The sequence below is a fragment of the Peloplasma aerotolerans genome (assembly GCF_030012175.1).
In the GTDB taxonomy this organism is placed as follows: Bacteria; Bacillota_I; Bacilli_A; order Acholeplasmatales; family Acholeplasmataceae; genus Peloplasma; species Peloplasma aerotolerans.
This window is the reverse complement of the sequence record NZ_JASCXW010000003.1, coordinates 47,682-70,910: the sequence shown is the minus strand read 5'-3', so window position 1 is coordinate 70,910 and position 23,229 is coordinate 47,682. Positions and strand designations below refer to the sequence as shown.

The following is a 23,229-nucleotide window of genomic DNA, read 5'->3' as shown; positions in this document are numbered from 1 at the left end:
GACCCTCCTTAAATTTCTTCATTATTATACAACATTTTTCAAATAATTGCTATTTTTCGTAAGTCTTTTTGATAAACTTTGTGATTCGGCATGAATTTACTTAAAAGATTATAAAAATCTTTTGAATGATTAAAAATAAGCGCATGCGCGTATTCATGATAAATAACATAAGTTAAATAGATTGGATTGAGTCTTGCTAAAAATGTATTAAGTGTTATTTCACGATGTTTTCTATGGTAACTACCAAACTTTGACTTTAAGTATTTAAGTTTATAGTCAAGTGGAGTTAACCCATGGTTTCTTAATTTCTCTTCAATACTAGATTCCATTATTTGTAAACGATTGTTTAATTCGTTTTTATAGATAAGTTGTTTGATTTTTTTGATATCATCTAAATTGGAATAAACAATAACTCGATCAATATCAATATCATATCTAAATTTTCCTTTTAAAACAATCAATTGATAATGGATGTCCCATAACATGATTTCATCATCACGCTCAATAATACATGCACTTTCTAATTTTCGGTGAAAGTGATCAAACTTTTGATCTATATAATTCATAATTGTTTCTTTAGATGTGAAATGATTTGTTGTGATAAGTAGGTGTTGATCACGAACTCTAAAGTATGTATTTTTTATTCTTTTTCTTTGGATTTGATAATTTAAAATTTTACCGTTTTTTTCGAATTGATGAATCATCTTTTTCTTAACATCGCGTATGGTTCTACACCAAACGGTATTTTTATTTTTAGAATTTGCTTAGGATGTCTTGCGATAGGCGTATCTATACCTTCTAAATCTTTCATATCATTTACGGTAAAAGTTTTTATCTCTCCATTTGGACTAAACACTTCAACTTCTGTGCCATTTTCAAAATAATTTCTTTGCTCAATGGTTGCGATTTGAGTTTTTTCATCATAATCTTGAACCAAACCAATGAATAGCTGGGTTGGTTGTTCACTGCGTTGATTGTATAATTGTTGTTCAACGCCTGGTAATCCTTCTAGATATCCATGAGATGCAAGTCTATTCTCTGCTTTTTGAAGATCAATCATATATGGCTTAAAATTCTTAATTTCATGAGCTTTTTCATATTCATCGATTAATTTTCGATATGTTGATACGACGGTTGCAATATAGTGAAGACTTTTCATTCTACCTTCAATTTTTAGAGACGAAACGCCTGAATCAATAAGATGTGGAATTTGTTCTAATGCCTCTAAATCTTTCGAAGACATTGAAAATGATAAGTCACTAACACTTTCACCTTTTACTGTCAAATCATAGTTCCATCTACATGAGTGTGCACAACCTCCACGATTTGCATCACGATCAGTCATGTTATTTGATAAACTGCATCTTCCGGAATAAGACATGCACATACCACCATGAATGAAGACTTCTAAATCTGCATCTGTTTTCTTTTTTAATTTTCTTATTTGGTGTTTGTCAAGTTCTCTAGCTAAGACAATTCGTTTAATACCTTTTTGATGCCAAAAATTCACTGATTCTGCATTACTTGCTGATTGTTGAGTCGATAAATGAACTTCTAAGCTAGTATGTTTTATTGCCATATCAATAATAAATGGAGATGCAGAAATGATTGCATCCACATTTCTTTGTTCCAAAGCCTTTAAATATTCGATCAAACCATCCATATCCTCATTGTGAGGTATGATATTGGTCGTTACATAGACTTTTTTGTTACGTTCATGTGCGAATGTGGTTGCATCCAATATGTCGTCTAAAGTGAAATTAGAAGCTCTAGCGCGTAGCGAAAAATTCTGTCCTCCAATAAAGACAGCATCAGCTCCATACATTAAAGCTATTTTCAATTTTTCTAAATCACCTGCCGGTGCGAGTAATTCAACCATCATATTATCCTTTTTGTTTATAGATTGTTTTCTTGAAGAAAAATCCTTCATCCCATATTTCTTGATAATCTTTTTGAATTTGGTCAATAACCAATTGATCAGGCTTTCTATTTTGATACATAGGAAGAATCGATAATGCGTATGCATCATCTTTGAATAAAGTATCTACAACTAAATAATCGAGATAGGGTTCTAATGTTTTAATTTGAGTTAGGCTTTGCAGCACATGACTTCTGAAAACATGAGTTCCTGCTGTATCTTCTAAAACTGGATAAGCTTCTTCTCTGGTTTCTTCAATAATTTTTAAATCTTGTCGATTATGATAGATATGATCATCTTCATTGTATTGCATAAAATTATCAATTAATTGTCTTTTAGAATAAAACATGTTCAAATGTCCATGGCCAACCATAAACATTTTATATTTTTTATTTTTAGCAATATACATAACATCATCTAGTGTTATTTCTTTAGCTACATAAACGCCTTGTATATTAAATTCTGCTAAAAAATTGAAATCATAAATATTTGTCATTAATGTCTCAGGGTTATAAATTGCCTTATCTGAAAAGCCTAGTTTTTCTATAGTTTTAAATGCTCCTAAATCAGCAACAACAATACCCGTTATATCTTGGATAGGTAACTTGTGTAAAAATTGAATTAACTCATCTAGTTGATCATCATTAAAGATTTGATTGACTTGTAAGAAAAGTTCTTTTTTTAATGTCTTAACTTCTTGGGTTATTTCTTTGATTTCTTCAATTGAAAAGCTTTTTGTTAATCTTGTTCCAAATTGATCATTCCCAACTAAAAAACCATCAGCATAAACTGATAACTTTTTAAGTTGATTTAAATCATAGATGGTTGTTAAGATCTTCATATGCGCTTCCTTTGACTAACACTCATACCATCACCTTGATCATAAAATGTTGTTTCAAAATCAGGGTTTTCAATAAGAAATGTTTTAAATGCATTAATTTTTCCAATTAATTGTCTTGTATTACGATTGACGAGTTCAGGCTTTAAATGGTGAAATGATAAATTATCACAAACCACGATACCATTAGGTTTTAGATATGGTACAAACTTTTCGAAAAAGTTTTGATATTGAGCTTTGGCAGCATCAATAAAAATCATATCATATGTCTTAAGTTCACCTTGATAGTCTAAAGCATCATAGGGGAATAGATGAATTTGATTTTTGTGATCATATTGATTGAAGTGTTCTTTTGCGTGTTCAATCATTTTTATGTTTCGCTCAAATGTATCTATCTTACAACCAAAAGAAGCCATAGCAAGTGCGCTATAGCCAATGGCAGTACCAATTTCTAAGACATCTTTAACCTGGTATTTTTTAATCGTAACATCTAAAAACAATAGACCTTCATCGCAAATAATCGGTATGTGATGGTCCATTGCATATTGCTTCAGTTGTTCCAGCATTACGCTTTTTCTTCTGTTTCTTCTTCGTCTTCGTCTTCTTCGACATCATCTTCATGCTCATCGTAATAAGCTTGAAGAACGCCATCTAACATATCCCACTCTTCATCTGTTTCGATATCTTCAAAAGATCCTTCGTCATCAGTTGCTCCTGGAACATAAATTGCTGCACTGACTTCGTGAGTATCAACGAACTCAAATACAACATAATTCTTTCCGTTTTCTTCGTGTGTAAACAGTATTTCACATACTGCTTCATCACCTTCTTCATTTGTTACAATCATTTGGTTGTCCTTTAACATAAACTTGCTCCTTTATAATCTAAATAATTTTGTAATATTATCACAGCTGCGAGCTCATCCTTTTTTTGTTTCTGTGACTTTCGACGCTCTGAGCCTTTAATCATTGTACGAATTGCTGTTTGTGTTGACATTCTTTCATCCCACAAAACAACTTCAACATCTTTTCTCTTTAAGATGTGTTCTTTGAAATCTTCACTAATTTTACCGCGAATACCAATATCGTTATTCATATGCTTAGGATAGCCTAAGACAACTACATCAATCTTGTATTCATCAATGAGTTTTACGACATAATCTGCAGCATTTTCATATTGATTTTCACTAAAACGATGTGTTGTTAAAGCATATGCAATAACACCGGATTCGCTTAGGGATACACCAATTGTTTTACTTCCTAAATCGAGACCTAAATATTTTTTCATAAACGTTCTCTTATTTTACTCAGTGCATCATCAAGACTAGTTATATCTTGAGAACCACCTTGTGCAAGATTTGGTCTTCCACCACCAGAACCATTGGTTAGCTGAGCAGCAAGTTTGATCAAATCATTTGCATTGTTTAACTCACTCTTACATACATATGTAACTTTGTCTTCTTGGATGTTAGCAATAAATAATGTTTGTGCCTTTATTTTATCATAAAGTGCATCTAATAATTGCTTTAAAACCTTTGAATCAACATCATGTGTTACAATCACTTGTTTTTTAGATGTTTCATCGGTGATGAAATCATCAAGTCTTTTTAATACATCTTGTGATTTTTGTTTGTTCAATTCTTTTTCATGATTTTTGATAAACTCTTTAAGTTCAAAAATATATTGTCTTAAATGAATAATATCTTGATAACTTCCAATAATTTTAGGTTCTTTTGGTAAATGTTTGGTTGGATCTAAGCGACTCATTTTATCTTTAAGTGTTTGGATTTCCAAGTGTAGTGGTTCAAGATATTCGTTGACTTGAGCAACTATATCCATTCCAGTAACACCTTCCATTCTAAAAATACCCGAACCAATAGATTCATATGAAGTGATTGCAAAATCAATGATTTCTTTGGTGTTATTGACATGAGTTCCACCACAAAGTTCTTTACTCCAACCCATATCTACAACACGAACAACATCACCATATTTTTCCCCAAATAATGCCATTGCTCCAATTTTTTTAGCTTCTTCTAATGGCATTTGACGAATGATTACATCTAGTGGGTTTTCTTTTATATAATGTTTGACAATTGATTCAATTTTTAATACTTTTTCATCAGATTCGGTTTCATAATGATTGAAATCGAATCTCCAGCTTTTTGGAGATACTTGCGAACCTTGTTGGTTTGCATGTTTTCCAAAAGTATCTTTAATTGCTTGATGAAATAAATGTGCAGCACTATGGTTTCTAATTGTTTTTAATCTTTGATATGCATCAACGATTGCTAAGACCTCATCACCTTCGACAAAATCACCTTCAACCTGATGGAGTGTCTGCCCGTTCGGTAATTTGGTAACATCAGTGACTTCTAGTCCATTGATTGTTCCTTGATCAGCAACTTGTCCACCAGATGTTGCATAAAATGGTGTTTGATCTAAAACAATGCCGTTATCAAAAACTTTAATAACTTTTGATTCGGTTTGTAAAGTTTCATATCCAACGAATACTGATAGCTCATTAAAGTTTAAATACGCTTCTTCTTGAGTTTTCATTGACCCATGTTTTGTGCGCGCTTTTCTTGAACGTTCTTTTTGCTCCTCGAGTGCTTCATAAAACGCTTGTTCATCTACTGAAACATATAATTCTTCAGCGATCTCAACTGTGAGTTCAATAGGAAATCCATAAGTATCATATAGTTTAAATGCTGTTTGTCCTGAAATGGTTTTTCCTTCTTTTTCGATAGCCTCATGTAGATGTTTTTCTCCTTCGTTAATCGTTTCAAGAAATTTTTGTTCTTCCTTTAAAACGATTTTTTTCACGATTGCTTTGGTCTCATGTAGGTTTGTGTAAAATACTCCCATTGTTGAAACAACATCGTCAACTAATAAATGTAAAAATGGTTCAGTTAAGCCTAGTGAACGTCCATATTTAACAGCTCTTCTAAGCAATCTTCTAAGGACGTAACCTCTACCTTCATTCGATAAAATCGCACCATCACTAATTGCAAAAGTTAAAGCCTTAATATGGTCAGCAATTACTTTGAAAGCCATTTGTCCTTCATACTTGATATGTGCTAATTGCTCAGTATGCTTAATCGTTGGATAAAATAAATCCGTTTCAAAGTTCGTTTTTGTTTCTTGAATGACACATGCCCAGCGTTCTAATCCTGCACCAGTATCAATATTTTTATTTGGTAATTCAGGATATTGTTCTCTTAACAATCCCGGTTTTGAATTAAATTGTGAGAAGACAATATTCCATATTTCAATATATCTTTCATTTTCTAAATCTTCAGCAATCAGTTCGACACCTCTTTTGTCATAGGATTCTCCTCTGTCAAAAAAGATCTCTGTGTCTGGACCACAAGGACCAGATCCGATTTCCCAAAAATTACCTTCAACAGGAATCAAATGTGAAGGATCAACGCCAACAGATAACCACAAACCTCTAGCTTCTACATCATCAGGATAATATGTCATATATAATTTTTCAGCAGGAAAACCGAACCACTTTGGATCCGTTAGAATTTCATATCCCCATTCGATTGCTTCTTTTTTAAAGTAGTCTCCAATCGAAAAATTCCCAAGCATTTCAAAAAATGTTTGGTGTCTTGCTGTTTTTCCCACATTGTCAATGTCATTGGTACGTATACATTTTTGCACATTAACAATTCTAGGACTTGCAGGCTTTTCTGTACCATCGAAATATTTCTTCAATGGTGTGACTCCTGCGTTAATCCATAGCAAAGTTGGATCATTTTGCGGAATGAGAGATGATGATGCTTCGATTTTATGATTTTTGCTTTTGAAAAAATCTAACCACATTTCTCTTATTTCTTTTGCTGACATATACTTCATAATTCATCCTCCAAATAATAAAACGCCCTTAGAATCATCTAAGGACGTAAAATATACGCGGTACCACCTTAGTTCTAGAGATAACTCTAGCACTCTTGAAGTCGTTACGGCCGACATACCTTTTGCTCCCAAAATAGCGTTCATAAGCTTCATTCTTCGTTTTCACCAACCACGAAGTCTCTATCAATGAGTGACTTACTACTCGTTTTGTTCATTGCGCTTATATTTTAGCATATACATTAAATAATGTAAAGACGTAATCAAAAGGATTATTGATTGTCATGGTACATTTCATAATGCAAAATATCTTCTTCGATATAAGGACCTTTTACAACCTTAAATCCTAATTTTTCATAATAATCTTTTAAATACGCTTGACCAGATATTCTTATGGGCTGTCCTTTGACATCATTCATGGACACTCTAATCAATTCTGTAGCAAGTCCTTTTAAACGATAATCTGGGTCTGTTGCAATTCTACTTAAGGCATATTCTTTATACTTAAACCCAGGTAAAACTAACCTTAAGTATGAGACAAGTTGATCATCTTCAAAGATCATATAATGAATACTATTTTGATCTTTAAAATCAGTGTCTAAATATAAAATTTTTTGCTCCATGACAAAAACTTTAAATCTTAGGTCAAATATACGATACAATTCTTCATTTGTCAGTTCATTAAATGATTTTTTTACGATTTTTGAAAGCATGTTTAAATACATAGGGAGCTCCAAGAGCTGCCCAAACTCCAATCAGTAAATATCTAACAAAATCAAAGAAAAGGACATCTGGAAAAATCATTTTGAATCCTTCTTTAATTGCTAAAGCAATGATTAACCCAATCACTACTTTTAAAACTTGAATCCACAAAATGTTTTTGACTTCATAACTTACATATTTTTTCTCAAGGTAATACCCGCATGCAAACCCTACAAAGCCACCAGCTGCAATATATAAATCATGATTCTTAACAAAAAATAATAAAGCTATAAAAATCGGTGCAAGCATTAATGTATAGATATGTTCATCATCACCCATTTTATCAACAAGTTTAAATACAAAGTGAGCAATAACAAAGCTTAAAACAACACCTACAATGACATCACTTAAATAATGTTGACCAAGATATACTCTTGATAGTGGCACTAAAATCAAAATCGCTATCCCGATGTACCATACCCATTTCTTCTGAGTTTTTTTGGATACATCATAAAGCGTATAACCTAAAACCCCTGCTGCTTGAGCATGTCCGCTTGGGAATGCGTAACCATCGGTATTCCAATGTGGTTCTGTTTCAACACCTGGTAAATAAAATGGTCTAACTCTTTTGAATAACTCTTTGATACCTGAATTCACAATAGCACTCACCATAAAGGTAAAAACAAATTTATGAGCAAACTTTTTATCGATGGTCCAATAAATGATGACTGCAGCCGCAATAAACACATATTGATCACCAATTTGTGTAATGATATAAAATAACCAATCAAAAACTGGGTTCCTAAATGATTGTATCCATTTTACAATATCTAAATCCATTAGTTATTCACCTCTTTTATTATTTTTTTCTCTTCATCTTTTGTTATGGAAATCAAAGTGTGTCCTTCTGGTCTATTCCAACTACCACGTTGATTAAGATATTTTAAATCAATTAATTTTTGAATCATCATATTTCCCATTTGATATCCATACTCAACTTTATTTTTCACAACTTCTGGTTTGAAGTCTAAAATATCATATGGGATGGTGTGAAATAATTTTCTGGTTTCAATATCAATTAATAATATATCTTCTTTCTTAAACTTTTTAGGATGAAATCTACCATCAATTGGAACTGCGATAATAATATCACATCCTGCATCAATTAATGGCTGGATTGGACAGTTATCGATAACACCTCCATCAACATAATGCGTATCATCTATTGTTGTAGATCCAAACAATACAGGAATTGATGCACTTGCCAGTACAGCTCTATGGGGGTCTGAAAACTTGTTTAAATGAAATGTAGTTTTCTCCATGTGATGGATCATAATTTGCTCTAATAAACTATCTTTATTAATCTTGGCTGCGGTAGCAAATCCTTGAATTTTATTTTTTCTAATTTTCGTGAGTGGAACTTCTTTTAATAATCTTTCGTGCATTTCATCTAGACTATACATTCCTAAACGATCTTTTTTAAATCGCTCAAAATTGAGTCCATATAAATCATCATTACTGATGCTTTGCCATAGGTCAATCATATGATCAAATGAAAGTTCCCCAAGAATCATTAAGGTATTGATAGCACCAATAGATGACCCCGAAATATGGCGAATATTCTTAAAAACCTTGGCATCATCAAGTGCTTTTAAGACTCCGATTTGATAACTCCCCCTTGCTCCTCCACCACCAAGTGCAAGACCAACTTTACTTTTCATTCTGTCACCTGTTTTTTAATATTTTTTTCATGCGCATCTGTTGATCTCTTTCCTTCAATGTTTCGCGCTTATCATAATCTTTTTTACCTTTAGCTAACCCTATTTCTAGTTTGCATAGTCCTTCTTTTAAATATAACTTTAAAGGGATGATAGTATATCCTTGCTCTTTTATTTTACTGAACAATTTGATAATTTCTTTTTTATGTAGTAATAGTTTTCTAGGTCTTGTTTCTTCATGATTAAAAATGCTAGAAAAATCATATTTTGCAATATGCATGTTGTGCACAAAAGCTTCGCCATCCTTGATGGTGACGAATGCATCGTTAATTTGCACTTTTCCTAAGCGAATTGATTTAATTTCACTACCGAGTAGTTTAATACCAGCTTCATATGTTTCTTCAATAAAGAAATCATGTCTTGCTTTTTTGTTTTGAACGATAATTTTCATTTCTATTTCCTTGTTTTCCTCTTGTTTTATCTACAATTCCAAAGTCCATTTTTTTTGTTGATAAATCAACGTCTAATAATTCAACTTTGACTTGATCTCCTAAACGATATTTTTTACCCCGATTACCGATAAAAGTAAGATTGTTTTCGTCATACATGTAGTAATCATCTAAAGATCTTAATGACACAAAACCTTCAATACCATTAGATAGCTTAATAAACATTCCTGAAGGCATCATTTGAGTGATAGTTGACTTGAAGTAATCTCCTATTTTATCTTGCATATATTCACAGCTCTTCAATTTAGCAACATCGCGTTCCATTTGAACGGATTTTCTTTCTTGATCAGATGTGTGCTGAGCTATTTCTGGCATCATCGATTGATAATAGTATATATCTTTTTTCATGTTTTTAGACTCACCTAAAACAAATCGATGAATTAATCGATGTAAAATAAAGTCTGGATATCTTCTTATCGGAGATGTAAAATGCGTATAATATCTAGCACCTAAACCGAAGTGTGGTGCTTGAATTTCGCTATATTTTGCTTTTTGCATTGCTCTTAATAACAGCATATGAATGATATATCCATAAGTTGTATCAGCAGTTTTATTCGTTAGCACTTGTAGTGGTTTTGGATTTCCTATTTGCTTCATATTAACAGGAAAACCTAATTTAGCTACTGTTTGGAGTGCATTTTTTAATTTAACAACATCAGGTTTTTCATGAATTCTATAGATAGATGGAAGGTCTGCGTGAAACATGTGAAATGCAACCGTTTCATTAGCAATCAACATAAATGATTCAATAAGTTCTTCTGCTACATCAGTTTTTCTTTCATAAATATCAAGAACGCGTCCAACCTTGTCAACGATAAATCCTAATTCGCTACTTTCAAACTCAATTTCTCCACGCTGTCTTCTAATAACTTTTAGTTTTTGAGAAAGTTCATTCATGTTTAATAACATTTCTTCTAGTTTAGGATCTTGAAGCGATTTGTTTTGATTTAAAAATTGATTAACTTCATCATAGTTTAATCTTTTTTTACTTTCTATAAAAGTTTTTTGGATATCATATGAGATGACTTTAGCATTTTCATCTAATACCATTTGACAAGATAAAGTTAATTTAATTTCATTGGGGTTCAATGAACACAAATCATTTGATAATAGATGTGGCAACATTGGAATTACTCGATCAGCTAAATATGAGCTTGTGCTTCTCCTATATGCTTCTTCATCTAATGGGGTTCCTTCTTTGACGTAATGACTAACATCGGCTATATGAACACCTAAATGATATTGCTTATCTTTAAAAATCAAACTAATCGCATCATCTAAATCTTTGGCATCTTTACCATCAATCGTCATGATAAATTGCTCAGTTAAATCAATTCTTTCTTTCTTTTCTTGTTCCAAATCAACTTTAATATCTTTGAGTGATGTAATCACTTCATCACTAAATGTCTGTGGCCATTGATAACTGTTAACGATTTTTAACGTGTTGATATCCGGATCGTTGATATGACCGATAATCTTCGTGACATGCGCAAACACAGCATACTGTTCGATTGCTTCGACTTCAAGCATAACAACATGACCTGCAACTAATCCATCATATGGATCAACTTCAAGTCTCCGATCCAAATATGTATCTGATTCAAAAAACAAACCAGTCTTGGTTTTCTTTGCGGTCGCGACGATAACGTTTAATGCTCTTTTAACAATCTCTATAATTTTAGGTTCAACGCCTTCTTTAACGAGTACAATATCATCGTGCATTGAATCTATTAAATATCTTTGATCGATATAGATGTCTTCTAGTTCTTGTCTTAAGAACCCAAAAGTCTTTTTATGGTCTAATCGCCCAATTAAAATATCGGGTTTTAAACAATAATATGGATCGTCAAACATAATATGAGGATATTTATCTAAATCCACATCCTTTGTTATGTCTTGATGTAATTTTCTTGTTTGTTGATTGTAAAACTCTAAATATAAATTTTCCATGTGTTTACCTCGAATATATTATAACATATAGTTAGGGCTTAAACAGATATTATAAAGCTATAAATGACATCTTTATTGATATAATTTTCAAGAAAAAGTAGCACCAGATGGTATGGTACTACTTTTCTTATTAGGGAGAAAAATGAAATACATTTCAATTTCTACATTTTTATCTTCTATTGATACCATATGTCTAATTTGATATCCCCTTCAATACTAGTCATGGTTTCACGATGAATCTTAATCCCTGATTGTCTATATTTTTGAGGATAATTTTGATATGCGAGTGGTTGACCATTTATTAAATGATTCTGTTTTCCGTAATGATAATGTATCTCAATTGGTGTTTCATCATAGTGATACTTGAAGACTAAACCATCAAGTTTTTCTGGAAGAACTGGATCAATAACCAATTGTTGATGTTCAACCCTGATGCCTAAAAAGTTGGATATAAGTTGATTTAAGTAAATACCTGGACCGCTTGAATACAATCGCCAGCCACCTTTGACTTGTATTTCACCAGACTTAACTTTATCAAAATCTCTTCTAGCTTCGTATCTATCCTTAAACCAAGCATCTGAACTACTGAAATATACATTGCTTTGTCTATAGTAAGCATTAGGTACTTGTTTTTCTATCAAAATAGGGTTGATGGTTAACAATCCTTCATATACATCTTTAGCTTTCCCAATTTTAGCCATGGCTTCGATATATCTGATATGTGCATGTACATACTGCAATCCAATTTCTCTACCGAAATTTGCAGCAGTTTCAGCTCTTGTAAAATACGTCATCTTTCCACTTCTATATTCCACTGCTGTATCCATAAGTCTAACGCCATCTGGATGTTTAAAATGCTGATTAATGATTTGAAGATATGGTTCGACTTGCGACTGATTTGATATTTCAGAGATAAGCGCTCTTGTAAATGGAAGTAAACGATACTTTAATCCAGTTTTTTGATCTCTTGGATGCAATAAATAAGTTTTATGTTCTTTATGAAAAACAACAAATCCTGAAGGGATATTATCAGCTATAATATGTTTTTCATAATCAGTTTTGACATTTTCAGCGAGTTTGTTTAAACTTCCTGAAAATTTTGCATCATAGTCTTTGATTTCAATACTGAGTTGATTTAGTGCTTCATAAAGTAATGAAACTGTCCAACCGCTTACCATAATTTTCGTTAAGTCATGGTTTGCTGGTTGTAGTGTATCGTCCCAATCTCCACCACCATATGCTGGTAGATATGTTCCTGGAATAAAAGAATCAATGATTGTATTTATTTGCAATTTTAAATGTTCTAGCAAAGACACTTTCTCTGTGAAATCATTTAGTTCTAATGACATATACGGAACACTTTCATCTAGTATTGAGAAATCGTTTGTTGCCTTCAAATAATAAGCTAATGATCTTAGTGGCCAAATAATAATATCTCCATGTGAATCATGTGCTTGAATTTGATAATATTTGTCGAACATATACCATTGAGGAAAATCTCCAGTTTCTAAAAACTGTCTTTGGTACACTTTGAGGATAATTTCTCTAACAATATCATAATGTTGTGTTGCTGAAAAAAACTCAATTGGACCTTGGCAAATGTCTCTTGTTCCCCATGCAGCTCCATTGCTTTGTTCGAGTCCATGTGGTGATGCGTAATGCGTCAATGCATTATGCGTATACCAAAGCACGATGTTATTAATCTTTCTTATATCCTCCTCATTTTCTTTATGTGCTAGACTGAAATGGTGTGCAAATGATTTGAAATATAATGTTCCTTCTTCATCAACCTCTTCATATGTCTTTATAATGATAGGTTGAAATGCTTCTTGGATTGTTGCTGAAACATGGATTGAAAAATGTGATTGCTTTTCAATCTTAATCATTAGTAGTCCAAATTGATTTGTTGTTTTGTAGACTTTATTTTCATCTACAATAGAAAATGATTTACTAATTGTAAATTTGTATTTTAAATGTGGGTATCTATGAACTGCCATTGAATCCTTAGGACACAAAACAAGAATTTCCTGATTATTGATTTCAACGGGGATATCATAAGCATACTCATTAGGTCCCATTAACAATTGATTCGTTATCATAAAATCATAATGAATGTCATTTTTAGAATATAAGTTTAGTGTCTGCTGCATGTTATTCATATGACCATAAATTTCAACAACCAAAACATCATCATTTAATACATAAACCCATTTGGTGCTGTTAACACCTATATCGTAATAACTTGGAATTCCTAGAATATAGTACATTCCTTTAATCTTTATATATATTCTTTGTCCAGAAATTTTTGTCGTATTTAAGGGGTTTCTTAAACTCCCAGTTAATTTATTAAATGTCGTATTTCCTAAAACTACATGTGAACTAAAAACACCAAACATGAAGTTTGTTGATGCCATCACATTTTCACTAACATGTTTCAAATCACCATGAAGCAACAAGTGCCCATGAGGTCTTTCTACTAATAGTTCTTTTTGTTTTAAAACCACATGGTGATTATTTGAAGTAAAAAATGAAATGAGTTCTTTTTGATGGTATTCCTCCAAAAAAAGTTCACTAAATTCTTCTTTAATCTGAGTTATATCAAGCTGATTTCCATTTAATTGTCTATTGGTACTAAGTATTGAATCTTTAGGTTTTTTGTGATTATTTTTAAACCATTTGCTATTCATTTCAAATGGTTTAACATCGATGCTTGATTCAATAGTTTTTTGATAATCATCTTGATAATGACCATAAAAAGTGTATTTTTCCTCATGATTGTCTATCACCATTTTATCGCTTTGCAAAGCCATATATGAAAACTCATATTGATAGATTTCTGAAATCAATCGATCTTGCATCATTGCTTGAGGTTGTCCTGTTTCTTTATATGATAATCCAAAAAACTGAAACCCATCGGTTGTATAAGCAACATTCTTGTGATGCGATCCTAATTGAAGATACTGTGGTCTTCCTTGATTTTGTCTTGCGCATAAAACGTAACCATTTTGATGGTTAAAAACTTTATAGTCTATGTACTGTACAGTATAAGTTTCACTACTTAAGATACTACCTTTATTTGAAATGGCAACATCTTGACCATATACTAAATCAAAGACAACTTGATCATCACTTTTGACTGATACATCATATTGCCATGTCAAGTTTTCAACTGATAAAACTACTTGATAATTTACATTCTCAAACTGACCCTGATAAACAATTTTATCAGCGTATAATTCATATGAACTTGGTGAGTGTCTTCCAATCAGTTTAGTGTAAGATATATGATGATCATGAAATATACGAAGATATATATTCGCAACTGTTCCATCAATAATATTTCCATTGAGTAAGTTGATTTGATGGTCATGATATTCAATATTAAAAATATCTCCACTCTCAAGGATGTTAAAAATTAAATCGCCATTTCTAACTGCTTTGGTTTGAACTTTGTTTTTGATAATCATGCTTAACCCCCTTCAACCAAATATCAATCTTCATTGTTTCCTGTGAATTGGATCCAACCATAATTGTAAACTTACCTGAATCATATATCTCATTTCCGTAAGCATCATAATAAGATAAATCATGTATATCTAAGCTAAACTCTACTGTTTTTGTATCTTTACTACCAAGCCATACTTTTTCAAATTTTTTAAGTTCTTTTACTGGTCTTGAAATCTGTGCAGTATGGTCTCTAATGTATAGTTGAACGACCTCATAACCAGGAATTTGGCTTTCATTTGTAACATCAATTGAAACACGTAGTTGAGTATCCACATCAAATTCTAATTGACTTATCCTCAAATTAGAATATATAAAGGATGAATATGAAAGTCCATACCCGAAATTAAATAACGGTGTATTTTCAATATCTAGGTATCTCGATAAAAACTCATTATTTTTATTGGTTTCTAATAATGGTCTTCCCGTATTTAAGTGATTGTAATAAACTGGAATTTGTCCTACGCTTCGTGGGAAACTCATTGGAAGTTTTCCTGATGGATTAGCAATACCATAAATCAAGTCAAAAATTGCATCTGCTGCACAACTACCTAAAAACCATGACTCTAGGATAGCATCTGATTCTATTATATTTGTTAAATCTAATGGTCTACCGTTGAATAAAATAACAACAACCTTTTTATTTAAGGTATGTGACATTTTTACAAGTGTTTCTTGTTGATTTGGTAATTTGATATCGCTTCTTGAACGTGCTTCACCACTTAATCTCGTGTTTTCACCTAAAGCCAATACAACCATATCAGCTTTCAATATTTGATCATAATCACTATGTTCAATCTGATTAATGCTTTCAGCTTCTGAAGTATAAACTAAATTTATTTTATGATTAACAAACACTTCTTCAAGTGATTTATTATGTTCAATGTTTCCATGCCATGACCATGGTCCGTTTGTTGACTTTGATCTCGCATATGGACCAATTAATGCTATTTTCTGTTTTTTATTTAATGGTAACACTTTTTCGTTCTTAAGCAATACGGCACTTTCTAAAGCTATTTTTTTACTTATTTCAAAATGTTTCTTTGATCGTAGTAGTTCTTTTTCTCTAACTACACTTGCTCCTTTGTAAGGATTATCAAAAAGTCCCAAATCTTTTTTTAGATTAAGTACTCGCAATACTGCTTCATCTAATTTTTGAATATCCACGATGCCTTCTTCAATTAACTTCTCAAGATAGTTAACATAACAAACGGAAGCCATTTCTATATCTAAGCCTGCCTGAATTGCTCGATAAGCAGCATCTTTCTCATTTTCAGCACAACCATGATCTAACACTTGCTTTAATGAGTCATAGTCTGAAATTGTTACAACATCAGATTTCCATAGATCTCTTAAAACTGTTCTTAACAAATATTGATTGATTGTTGCAGGGACTCCATCAAGAACGTTAAAAGCTGTCATAACCATTCTAGCTCCAGCATCTAATGCTTTTTTATAGCTTTTTAGATATGTGTTGTGTAATGCAGTTCTCGATACATCAACAGTGTTATAATCCCTTCCTGCCTCTGATGCACCATATGCAGCAAAATGTTTGACACATGCAGCTAGATTACCAACTTTCTCAATCCCATCGTTTTGATACCCTTTAACCATATTGGCAGCTAAAACACCTGCCAAATATGGATCTTCACCAAAACTTTCTACGACTCTACCCCATCTAGGGTCTCTAGATAGGTCAGCCATTGGAGAAAATGTAACATGAATACCTGCTGTTGATGCTTCAATTGCAGAAATCCTAGCAGTTTCAAATGCCATTCGGGGATTAAATGATGATGCTAATGCAATAGGTACAGGAAAAATGGTTTCATACCCATGAATAATATCAGCCATAATGATGAGTGGTATTTGATGTTTTGAGTTGTCTAGATATTTTTTTTGTATATCTAACATTTCTTCAGCATTACGGATACCTAAAACAGATCCCGATAAGAAAATACCCTCAGTGTCTATGTTTAGACTTCTTACTCTACCAGCAACTTCCGATTTTAGATCTACATTAAAATGAAACGGTGCAAGTTGGAGTAGTTGTCCTATTTTTTCTTTAGTTGATAGTTGTTTTAACAAGTTGTCTACATTCATTTATTTTCTCCCTTACCCATGTAAGCTTTATTTTTTGATGTCTTTTTCCGCCACCTTCATGGCCAGCACCTTTATATTCAACCAAATGTTTATAAGATTTAATGTTTTTATAAGCATATTTGAAATACTCTAAAGGGCATATCTCATCTTCTGAACCAGCAGATATCAAAATAGGTGACAAAATCCGTTTGGCATGAAAAACATTATCAAAATACTTTAAATTGTTTAATATTGTTTCAGCATTAACATTATTTTCATTTACGTAATCGTTGAATTCAGCACCGGAACCTGAACGATTTAAATATCTATAATAAAAGTGTGTGTTCCCAGGAACATCAGCACAAATTAAGCAAACTTGTGATAATGCACCCAGTGCAACAACAATACTCCCGCCTTGTGAAACGCCATCTAGAATAATCTCATTTTCATTAACAAAAGGAAGCGATTTAGCAACTCTTATAAGTTGATACCCATCTAAATAAGTATGTAATATATAGGATTCATTTGGATCTTCAATGCCACGAATCATTAATCGATGATCATTGTTTTTATATCCACTCTTGTATGGGTATGTGTCCTTAGACTCACCTTTTTGTCCACGAATATCCATAACGATCACTGCATATCCTTCTTGAAACCAATTTATATAATCTTGTGGTTCTCCTTTATGCCACCAATAGCCATGAAAATGGATAACAACAGGTGTTTTTTCTTGCTGATTATGTTTAATGTAGAAACCATAGAGTGTTTCATTTTGTGCACCAAAAAATTTGAAGTACGCACATAATCCTGTTTCTTGAAAACTCTCTGTTTTTATAATCTCAAATTTTGGATCGATTTGTTCTATAATCGATATTTGATGTTTCCAAAAATCACTGAAATTTTTTGGTTCTATCCAACTAACAGGTTTCTCGTTCATAAATCTCACCTACTGGTTTTTCGATTTTTTCTACAGTATGACCTGAGACTATATTAATCATTGCCTCAGCAACTTTTTCACCCCATAGGATGTGATTAATACCTATAGTCGTTAATTTGGGTTTAATATATTGTCCAAGATAAATATTATCAAAACCAGATAATGCAATCTCATCAGGTATGTTTATGTTAGCCTCATTAAGCGCTTGAATTAAGCCGATTGCTGATTCATCATTTGCACAAAAAACAAATTTTGGTCGATCTTTTCTTTTGATGATTTCTAGTCCAGCTTCATATCCAGATTGGATTGTAAAATCTCCTTGATAATATTGGTGATTGGTGATATTTTTATCCTTTAGTGCTTTTTTAAACCCTTCGTAACGCTGGTTATTATTAAATGCATCAAGTGGCCCGCTAACATATGCAAAATCATGATACCCTTTTTTTATCATTTGATTCACAAATTGATATACAAGTTTATCATTTTCGATAACACTAGAATAAATGTTTGGTCCTTCAAGTTTACGATCTAAGACGATGATTGGTACACCATGGCTTGCATATGCAGACAAATCCAAATCTGTAATTTCTGCATCAAAAATAACTGCTCCATCAACCTGTCTTTCTTGTAAAAGGTTTGTTGAGGACTTACCACTGCTTACGATAATGTTGTAATTGTTTTCCTGTAACTTGTGACGTATACCTTCCAATACATCGCTGAAAATTGGACCAGAGAATCCATAGATGAAAACACCAATATTGCCTGTTTTTCTCTTTTTTAAATTTTTAGCACTTCCATTAGGATAGTAATTGAGTTCTTCTGCTGCTAGAAATACTCTTTTTCTTGTTTCAGGGTGTACATTAGGCAAGTGATTTAAAGCATATGATGCAGTTGATATGGAAACACCAGCTTTTTTTGCAACATCTTTAATGGTTGGCATGATAATCCTCCTTTTTATAGTAAATCGCACAATAATATGGGGGTATAACTGTTTGCTTGAGATCAATTGGAGTCTCATTCGTAATTAAACATTGATATTGACTATACTCAGATAAATCGATTTCAATTCTATTTTCAGAAAACGAACCAATGACTAAGATAGCTTCATTTTTTGTTTTTCTTAGATAAATAAATAGTTCATGATGTGATGGATATATTAACTCAAATGTTCCTTGATCAAATATTCGATATTTCTTTCTTATTGTGAACAACTCTTTGAAATAATTATATATACTATCTTTTTCTGCTAAATCTTTTTTTGCATTAAGTTCTTTATAATTTGGGTTGATGTCAATCCATGGTTGTACATCTGAAAAACCAGCATTTTGTGTATCATCCCATTGGAGGGGTGTTCTTGAATTATCCCTACCTTTTGCATAAATTGAAGTCATGATATCATCATGTTTATACCCTTTTTGTAAATGATCTCTATACATATTAAGTGTCTCAATATCTTTATACTGACTTAACTCAAATTGAACACCAGTCATACCTATTTCTTCACCTTGAAATACATAAGGGGTTCCTTGCATACCATATAGAACTGTAGCAAGCATTTTTGAACTTTTTTTGCGAAATGATAGATTCCCAAATCTAGAAACAGCACGTGGTTGATCATGATTTGTTAAAAATAAACTGTTCCAACCTTTTTCAAACAAAGTTTGTTGTAATTTATTAAAAACATTTTTAAACTCAACTAAATCAAGTTTTTTGAGTGCCCATTTTCCTTGTCCTGGTATCTCATCTAGACTTATATGAGAAAACTGGAAAATCATACTTAATAACGGGTTTTTTTGATTTGTGATTTCTGAAGCTCTTTTTATGGATAGTCCAGGCATCTCTCCAACTGTCAAAATATCTCGATTTTTAAAACAATGATCATGCATTTCTTGAAGATATTGGTTTAAATAAGGACCATCACTTAAGCTCATGCTATCAATATCTTTACCTATCAAATCAATAACATCCAATCTAAAACCGTCAATACCTTTATCCAACCATTCATTGATCATTTGATAAATTTCTAATCTTAACTTAGGATTATGCCAATTTAAATCGGGTTGTTTATTGCTAAACAAGTGAAAATAGTATTGTTTTGTTGCTTCATTATAAGTCCAAGCGGGACCACTAAATACTGATTGAATTTGATTTGGTTGATCTCTCCATATGTAATAATCACGATATGGATTATCTTTTGATTTTTTGGCTTCAATAAACCATTGATGCTCATCAGATGTATGATTGACAACTAAGTCCATGATGATTTTCATACCATTTTTATGAATGTTTGAAACTAAATTTTCCATATCTTCCATCGTTCCAAATATTGGATTTATTCTTTTATAATCACTAATATCATAACCATTATCATCCATTGGAGATTGATAAACTGGACTTAACCAAATCACATCAATACCTAAGTTTTTAATATAATCAAGTTTTGAGTTGATACCATTCAAATCACCGATACCATCGTGATTTGAGTCTTTAAAGCTTAATGGATAGATTTGATAGACAATAGCGTTTTTCCACCATTCTATTTTCTTTTCCATCCAATAACCTCCATGCCGATTTGAATGCTTTGATGTGACATAAATGCTTTATAAACATCTTGAGTTAAGTAAGCATTAATCATTAACATTTCCAATCCTTTATCAATCGATATGTAATGATCGCTAATCCATAATTGATTATGCTCTAGATTAAATGCATCATAAAACCCATATGGACCCCATAGACCTTTGATCTTGCCCATTTCTTTTATAGAGGCTTTACAAATGTCAGGTGTAAATATAATTGATCCTACACATCCATAAGGTGCAACAGTACCATCGCTATCAATTCGATTCATACGGTTCGGTAATGCTCCAAAGACACGATATCCTTTTGGTGTGTCTGATGCTGTAAATCCAAAGAAATATTGATTATGGGTTCTAAATCGATGTTGATAAAAAATGGAACAAGCTTGATGTGCTAATGTCGCATTTTTAGCATTTTCAAACCAATTGATGCCATTTTGATCAACAACTTCTTTTAAATCAAGCCAAGCCATTGGAAACTGATAAACAAATAATGCGTTGCCAGGTGAATGGATATACTCAAAGTTTTGATATTTGCCTTTAATTCTTTCAAATCCCTCATACAAAGCTTTGGCGTGATGGCTATATTTACTCGCACCAATCATTACATACATCATTAATTGTTCAGCAAACATATCCCACTGATGGATAAACCCAGGTTTTTTGTCAACATAATCTCCATCTTTATCAGGGTTATAAGACATGTATAATACGGGTACATTTTCATATTGGTGAAATAGAATTTCCCAATCAATTCGGTCAAATATTATGGTTGAAAGCTGTGCTATCTCTTCATCTTGAAAATATGCATCAACAGTTAACACACCGCAAAGACATAAAGCTGTATCAATGGTTGAATACTCACATTTATGATATCTATCACCGGTTTCAATATCAAGAAAATGAGCGAAAAACCCAAATTTATGATCTACATGATTTACCAAAGTCTTTAAGGTCATTAAAGCTTTTTCATAGGCATCATGACGTGAAATATAGTTGTTTTCAACGCCAATGACTAAACTTGATAACATAAAACCAGTTGCTGCTATCGATGCTTTTTGTAGTTTATGTGTCGCATCAACAGTTAAACCAAACCCTTTAGATTCTGGATTAAAATTTGTATAATTCATAAAATAATCAAATGCTGTTTTTTGTATTTCTTTTAAGCTAATGTTCTTCATAAGATGTCCTCTTTGTTTTATGTATCTATTTGTGTGAAATCTAAAGCTTCTAATCCATCAATAACATAAGGTACTTCCATATATATTTTCCAAATCATTTGTGACATATAATTTTCAATCATTAAAATCGAAATACCTTTATCAATACCAATAATATCATTAGCAAACCATCCGTTAGATGAATAATCTAGGTTATAAGCTCCTTTGAAACCATATACGCTCCAAAAACGTTCATATGTTCGATAATTCTCCATGGCTGATATTGCTTGTTGTGGCCTAAAGACAATCGATCCTATCGCTCCGTATGCTGGGACTGTTCCATCAACAACATGAGCAGATCCTGCTGATGGTGCACTACCATAAGGACCAACATACCCTCCAGGACCATCAGATGCTGACATACCCCATGAATGCTCGTGAATTCCAATATAATCAGTTCTTGTTTTTGCGTATGCGATTGCTGCATCTACTGCGTTAACACTATTATCAAACCATGAATATCCTTGCCAATCAACATAGGATTGAAAATCTACCCATGCATGTGAATATTGATATGTAAATAATGATCCAGTCCAAGTCAAATAAAAACTGTCATAATTATCTGTTGAACTCGTTAGGGTTGATGAGAACTTCATGAATTGAAATGCGCCTTTTCCAACTTTGTAGTTTGGACTACCAGCAGCTAACACGTAAACCATTAGTTGCTCGCCATAATGATCCCAATACCCTTCAAAACCACTTTCAGGACGATAACCCATATAAAACATATTATTGACTGGGTCAAAATACCAATTCCATTCAATTTCTTCATAGAGTTGATATGCCAATTGTTGCACACGTCCACCAAAGTATCTACCTACTGTCAATGCACCATTAATAAATATAGCTGAATCAATAATAGAAACTTCCGAATTCCATTCTCTAAGACCCGTTGACATATTTACAAAATGGTACCAAAAGCCATGAGTTCTTTGCATATTTTGAAAAGTTACTAATGTGTAATATGCTCTTTCTTCAGCTTCTTGTCTTGTTACCCAATTGTTTTCTATACCAATCGGAAGTGCTGATAAACCATACCCTACAGACGCTATACTAGAAACACTTCCAGGATTGCCTGTAAACGTATTAAATCGATCTGGGATTAAACCATACCCATTAGATTCACGGTTATCATTTGCCAACTCCCAGAAAAATAGAAATCCAAGTTCAAGTTCATCTAAGACAACTTGACTAACATCACTTCTTACATCTGTTCGATAAAGTTTCGTGTTTTCATCTGGTATTTGAGTTTCTACTGGTGTTGTTGGATCAATTGGATCAGTTGGTATACTTGATTCAACAGGCTCGCTATAGGGTGTACAAGCAAAGAGTACCAATGTAAATAAGGTAAAGATGATGAAAATTAAATACCTATTTATATGTAAATCCTTGTATCTCATTTTTGTTTTCAT

The 23,229-nt window shown here is 32.3% G+C and carries 19 protein-coding genes and 1 other annotated feature; all 19 genes read right to left on the bottom strand.

Going from position 1 to position 23,229, the window contains the following annotated elements; genetic code table 11:
* Positions 1–38: 38 nt before the first annotated feature.
* Complete coding sequence (locus QJ521_RS01905) at positions 39–704, bottom strand: M48 family metallopeptidase (RefSeq protein WP_282838720.1); 666 nt, start codon at positions 702–704, stop codon at positions 39–41.
* Entirely contained in the window at positions 701–1,930 is a 1,230-nt protein-coding gene (locus QJ521_RS01900; protein ID WP_430757346.1) for a peptidase U32 family protein, read from the bottom strand. The genes QJ521_RS01905 and QJ521_RS01900 overlap by 4 nt, the downstream gene beginning before the upstream one ends.
* Positions 1,884–2,759, bottom strand: coding sequence for a peptidase U32 family protein (locus QJ521_RS01895; RefSeq protein WP_282838718.1), 876 nt, complete (start codon positions 2,757–2,759; stop codon positions 1,884–1,886). Before QJ521_RS01895 ends, QJ521_RS01900 begins: the two co-directional genes overlap by 47 nt.
* Entirely contained in the window at positions 2,756–3,322 is a 567-nt protein-coding gene (locus tag QJ521_RS01890) for an O-methyltransferase (RefSeq protein ID WP_282838717.1), read from the bottom strand. Before QJ521_RS01890 ends, QJ521_RS01895 begins: the two co-directional genes overlap by 4 nt.
* On the bottom strand, positions 3,322–3,621 hold the full coding sequence (locus tag QJ521_RS01885; protein ID WP_282838716.1) for a DUF1292 domain-containing protein: 300 nt from the start codon (positions 3,619–3,621) through the stop codon (positions 3,322–3,324). The genes QJ521_RS01890 and QJ521_RS01885 overlap by 1 nt, the downstream gene beginning before the upstream one ends.
* Positions 3,615–4,043, bottom strand: coding sequence for a Holliday junction resolvase RuvX (ruvX, locus tag QJ521_RS01880; RefSeq protein ID WP_282838715.1), 429 nt, complete (start codon positions 4,041–4,043; stop codon positions 3,615–3,617). The genes QJ521_RS01885 and ruvX overlap by 7 nt, the downstream gene beginning before the upstream one ends.
* The gene (gene alaS, locus QJ521_RS01875) at positions 4,040–6,619 is read right to left on the bottom strand and encodes an alanine--tRNA ligase (RefSeq protein ID WP_282838714.1); all 2,580 of its coding nucleotides are present in this window, start codon (positions 6,617–6,619) and stop codon (positions 4,040–4,042) included. The genes ruvX and alaS overlap by 4 nt, the downstream gene beginning before the upstream one ends.
* Positions 6,620–6,656: 37 nt before the next feature.
* Positions 6,657–6,843 (bottom strand) — a binding site (T-box leader).
* A 45-nt stretch (positions 6,844–6,888) separates the two neighbouring features.
* Positions 6,889–7,341 (bottom strand): GNAT family N-acetyltransferase, encoded by a 453-nt coding sequence (locus tag QJ521_RS01870; protein WP_282838713.1) that lies wholly within the window; start codon positions 7,339–7,341, stop codon positions 6,889–6,891.
* Positions 7,298–8,158: a phosphatase PAP2 family protein gene (locus QJ521_RS01865; RefSeq protein WP_282838712.1), complete on the bottom strand. Its 861-nt coding sequence runs from the start codon at positions 8,156–8,158 to the stop codon at positions 7,298–7,300. Before QJ521_RS01865 ends, QJ521_RS01870 begins: the two co-directional genes overlap by 44 nt.
* Positions 8,158–9,039, bottom strand: a complete 882-nt coding sequence (locus tag QJ521_RS01860) for a patatin-like phospholipase family protein (protein WP_282838711.1) — start codon at positions 9,037–9,039, stop codon at positions 8,158–8,160. Before QJ521_RS01860 ends, QJ521_RS01865 begins: the two co-directional genes overlap by 1 nt.
* Positions 9,040–9,043: 4 nt before the next feature.
* The gene (smpB, locus tag QJ521_RS01855) at positions 9,044–9,493 is read right to left on the bottom strand and encodes an SsrA-binding protein SmpB (protein ID WP_347568070.1); all 450 of its coding nucleotides are present in this window, start codon (positions 9,491–9,493) and stop codon (positions 9,044–9,046) included.
* Positions 9,450–11,495: a ribonuclease R gene (gene rnr / locus QJ521_RS01850; RefSeq protein ID WP_282838709.1), complete on the bottom strand. Its 2,046-nt coding sequence runs from the start codon at positions 11,493–11,495 to the stop codon at positions 9,450–9,452. Before rnr ends, smpB begins: the two co-directional genes overlap by 44 nt.
* Before the next feature lie 176 nt (positions 11,496–11,671).
* The gene (locus QJ521_RS01845) at positions 11,672–14,962 is read right to left on the bottom strand and encodes a GH36-type glycosyl hydrolase domain-containing protein (RefSeq protein WP_282838708.1); all 3,291 of its coding nucleotides are present in this window, start codon (positions 14,960–14,962) and stop codon (positions 11,672–11,674) included.
* The gene (locus QJ521_RS01840; protein ID WP_282838707.1) at positions 14,925–17,099 is read right to left on the bottom strand and encodes a glycoside hydrolase family 3 N-terminal domain-containing protein; all 2,175 of its coding nucleotides are present in this window, start codon (positions 17,097–17,099) and stop codon (positions 14,925–14,927) included. Before QJ521_RS01840 ends, QJ521_RS01845 begins: the two co-directional genes overlap by 38 nt.
* Positions 17,062–18,018 (bottom strand): acetylxylan esterase, encoded by a 957-nt coding sequence (locus QJ521_RS01835; protein ID WP_282838706.1) that lies wholly within the window; start codon positions 18,016–18,018, stop codon positions 17,062–17,064. Before QJ521_RS01835 ends, QJ521_RS01840 begins: the two co-directional genes overlap by 38 nt.
* A complete protein-coding gene (locus QJ521_RS01830; RefSeq protein WP_282838705.1) occupies positions 17,999–18,958 on the bottom strand; it encodes a LacI family DNA-binding transcriptional regulator in 960 nt (319 codons plus the stop codon). The genes QJ521_RS01835 and QJ521_RS01830 overlap by 20 nt, the downstream gene beginning before the upstream one ends.
* Positions 18,945–20,570 (bottom strand): glycoside hydrolase family 13 protein, encoded by a 1,626-nt coding sequence (locus tag QJ521_RS01825; protein WP_282838704.1) that lies wholly within the window; start codon positions 20,568–20,570, stop codon positions 18,945–18,947. Before QJ521_RS01825 ends, QJ521_RS01830 begins: the two co-directional genes overlap by 14 nt.
* Positions 20,555–21,778 carry a glucoamylase family protein gene (locus QJ521_RS01820; RefSeq protein WP_282838703.1) on the bottom strand — a complete coding sequence of 408 codons (1,224 nt, stop codon included), beginning with the start codon at positions 21,776–21,778 and terminating at the stop codon, positions 20,555–20,557. The genes QJ521_RS01825 and QJ521_RS01820 overlap by 16 nt, the downstream gene beginning before the upstream one ends.
* A 17-nt stretch (positions 21,779–21,795) precedes the next feature.
* Entirely contained in the window at positions 21,796–23,229 is a 1,434-nt protein-coding gene (locus QJ521_RS01815; RefSeq protein WP_282838702.1) for a glucoamylase family protein, read from the bottom strand.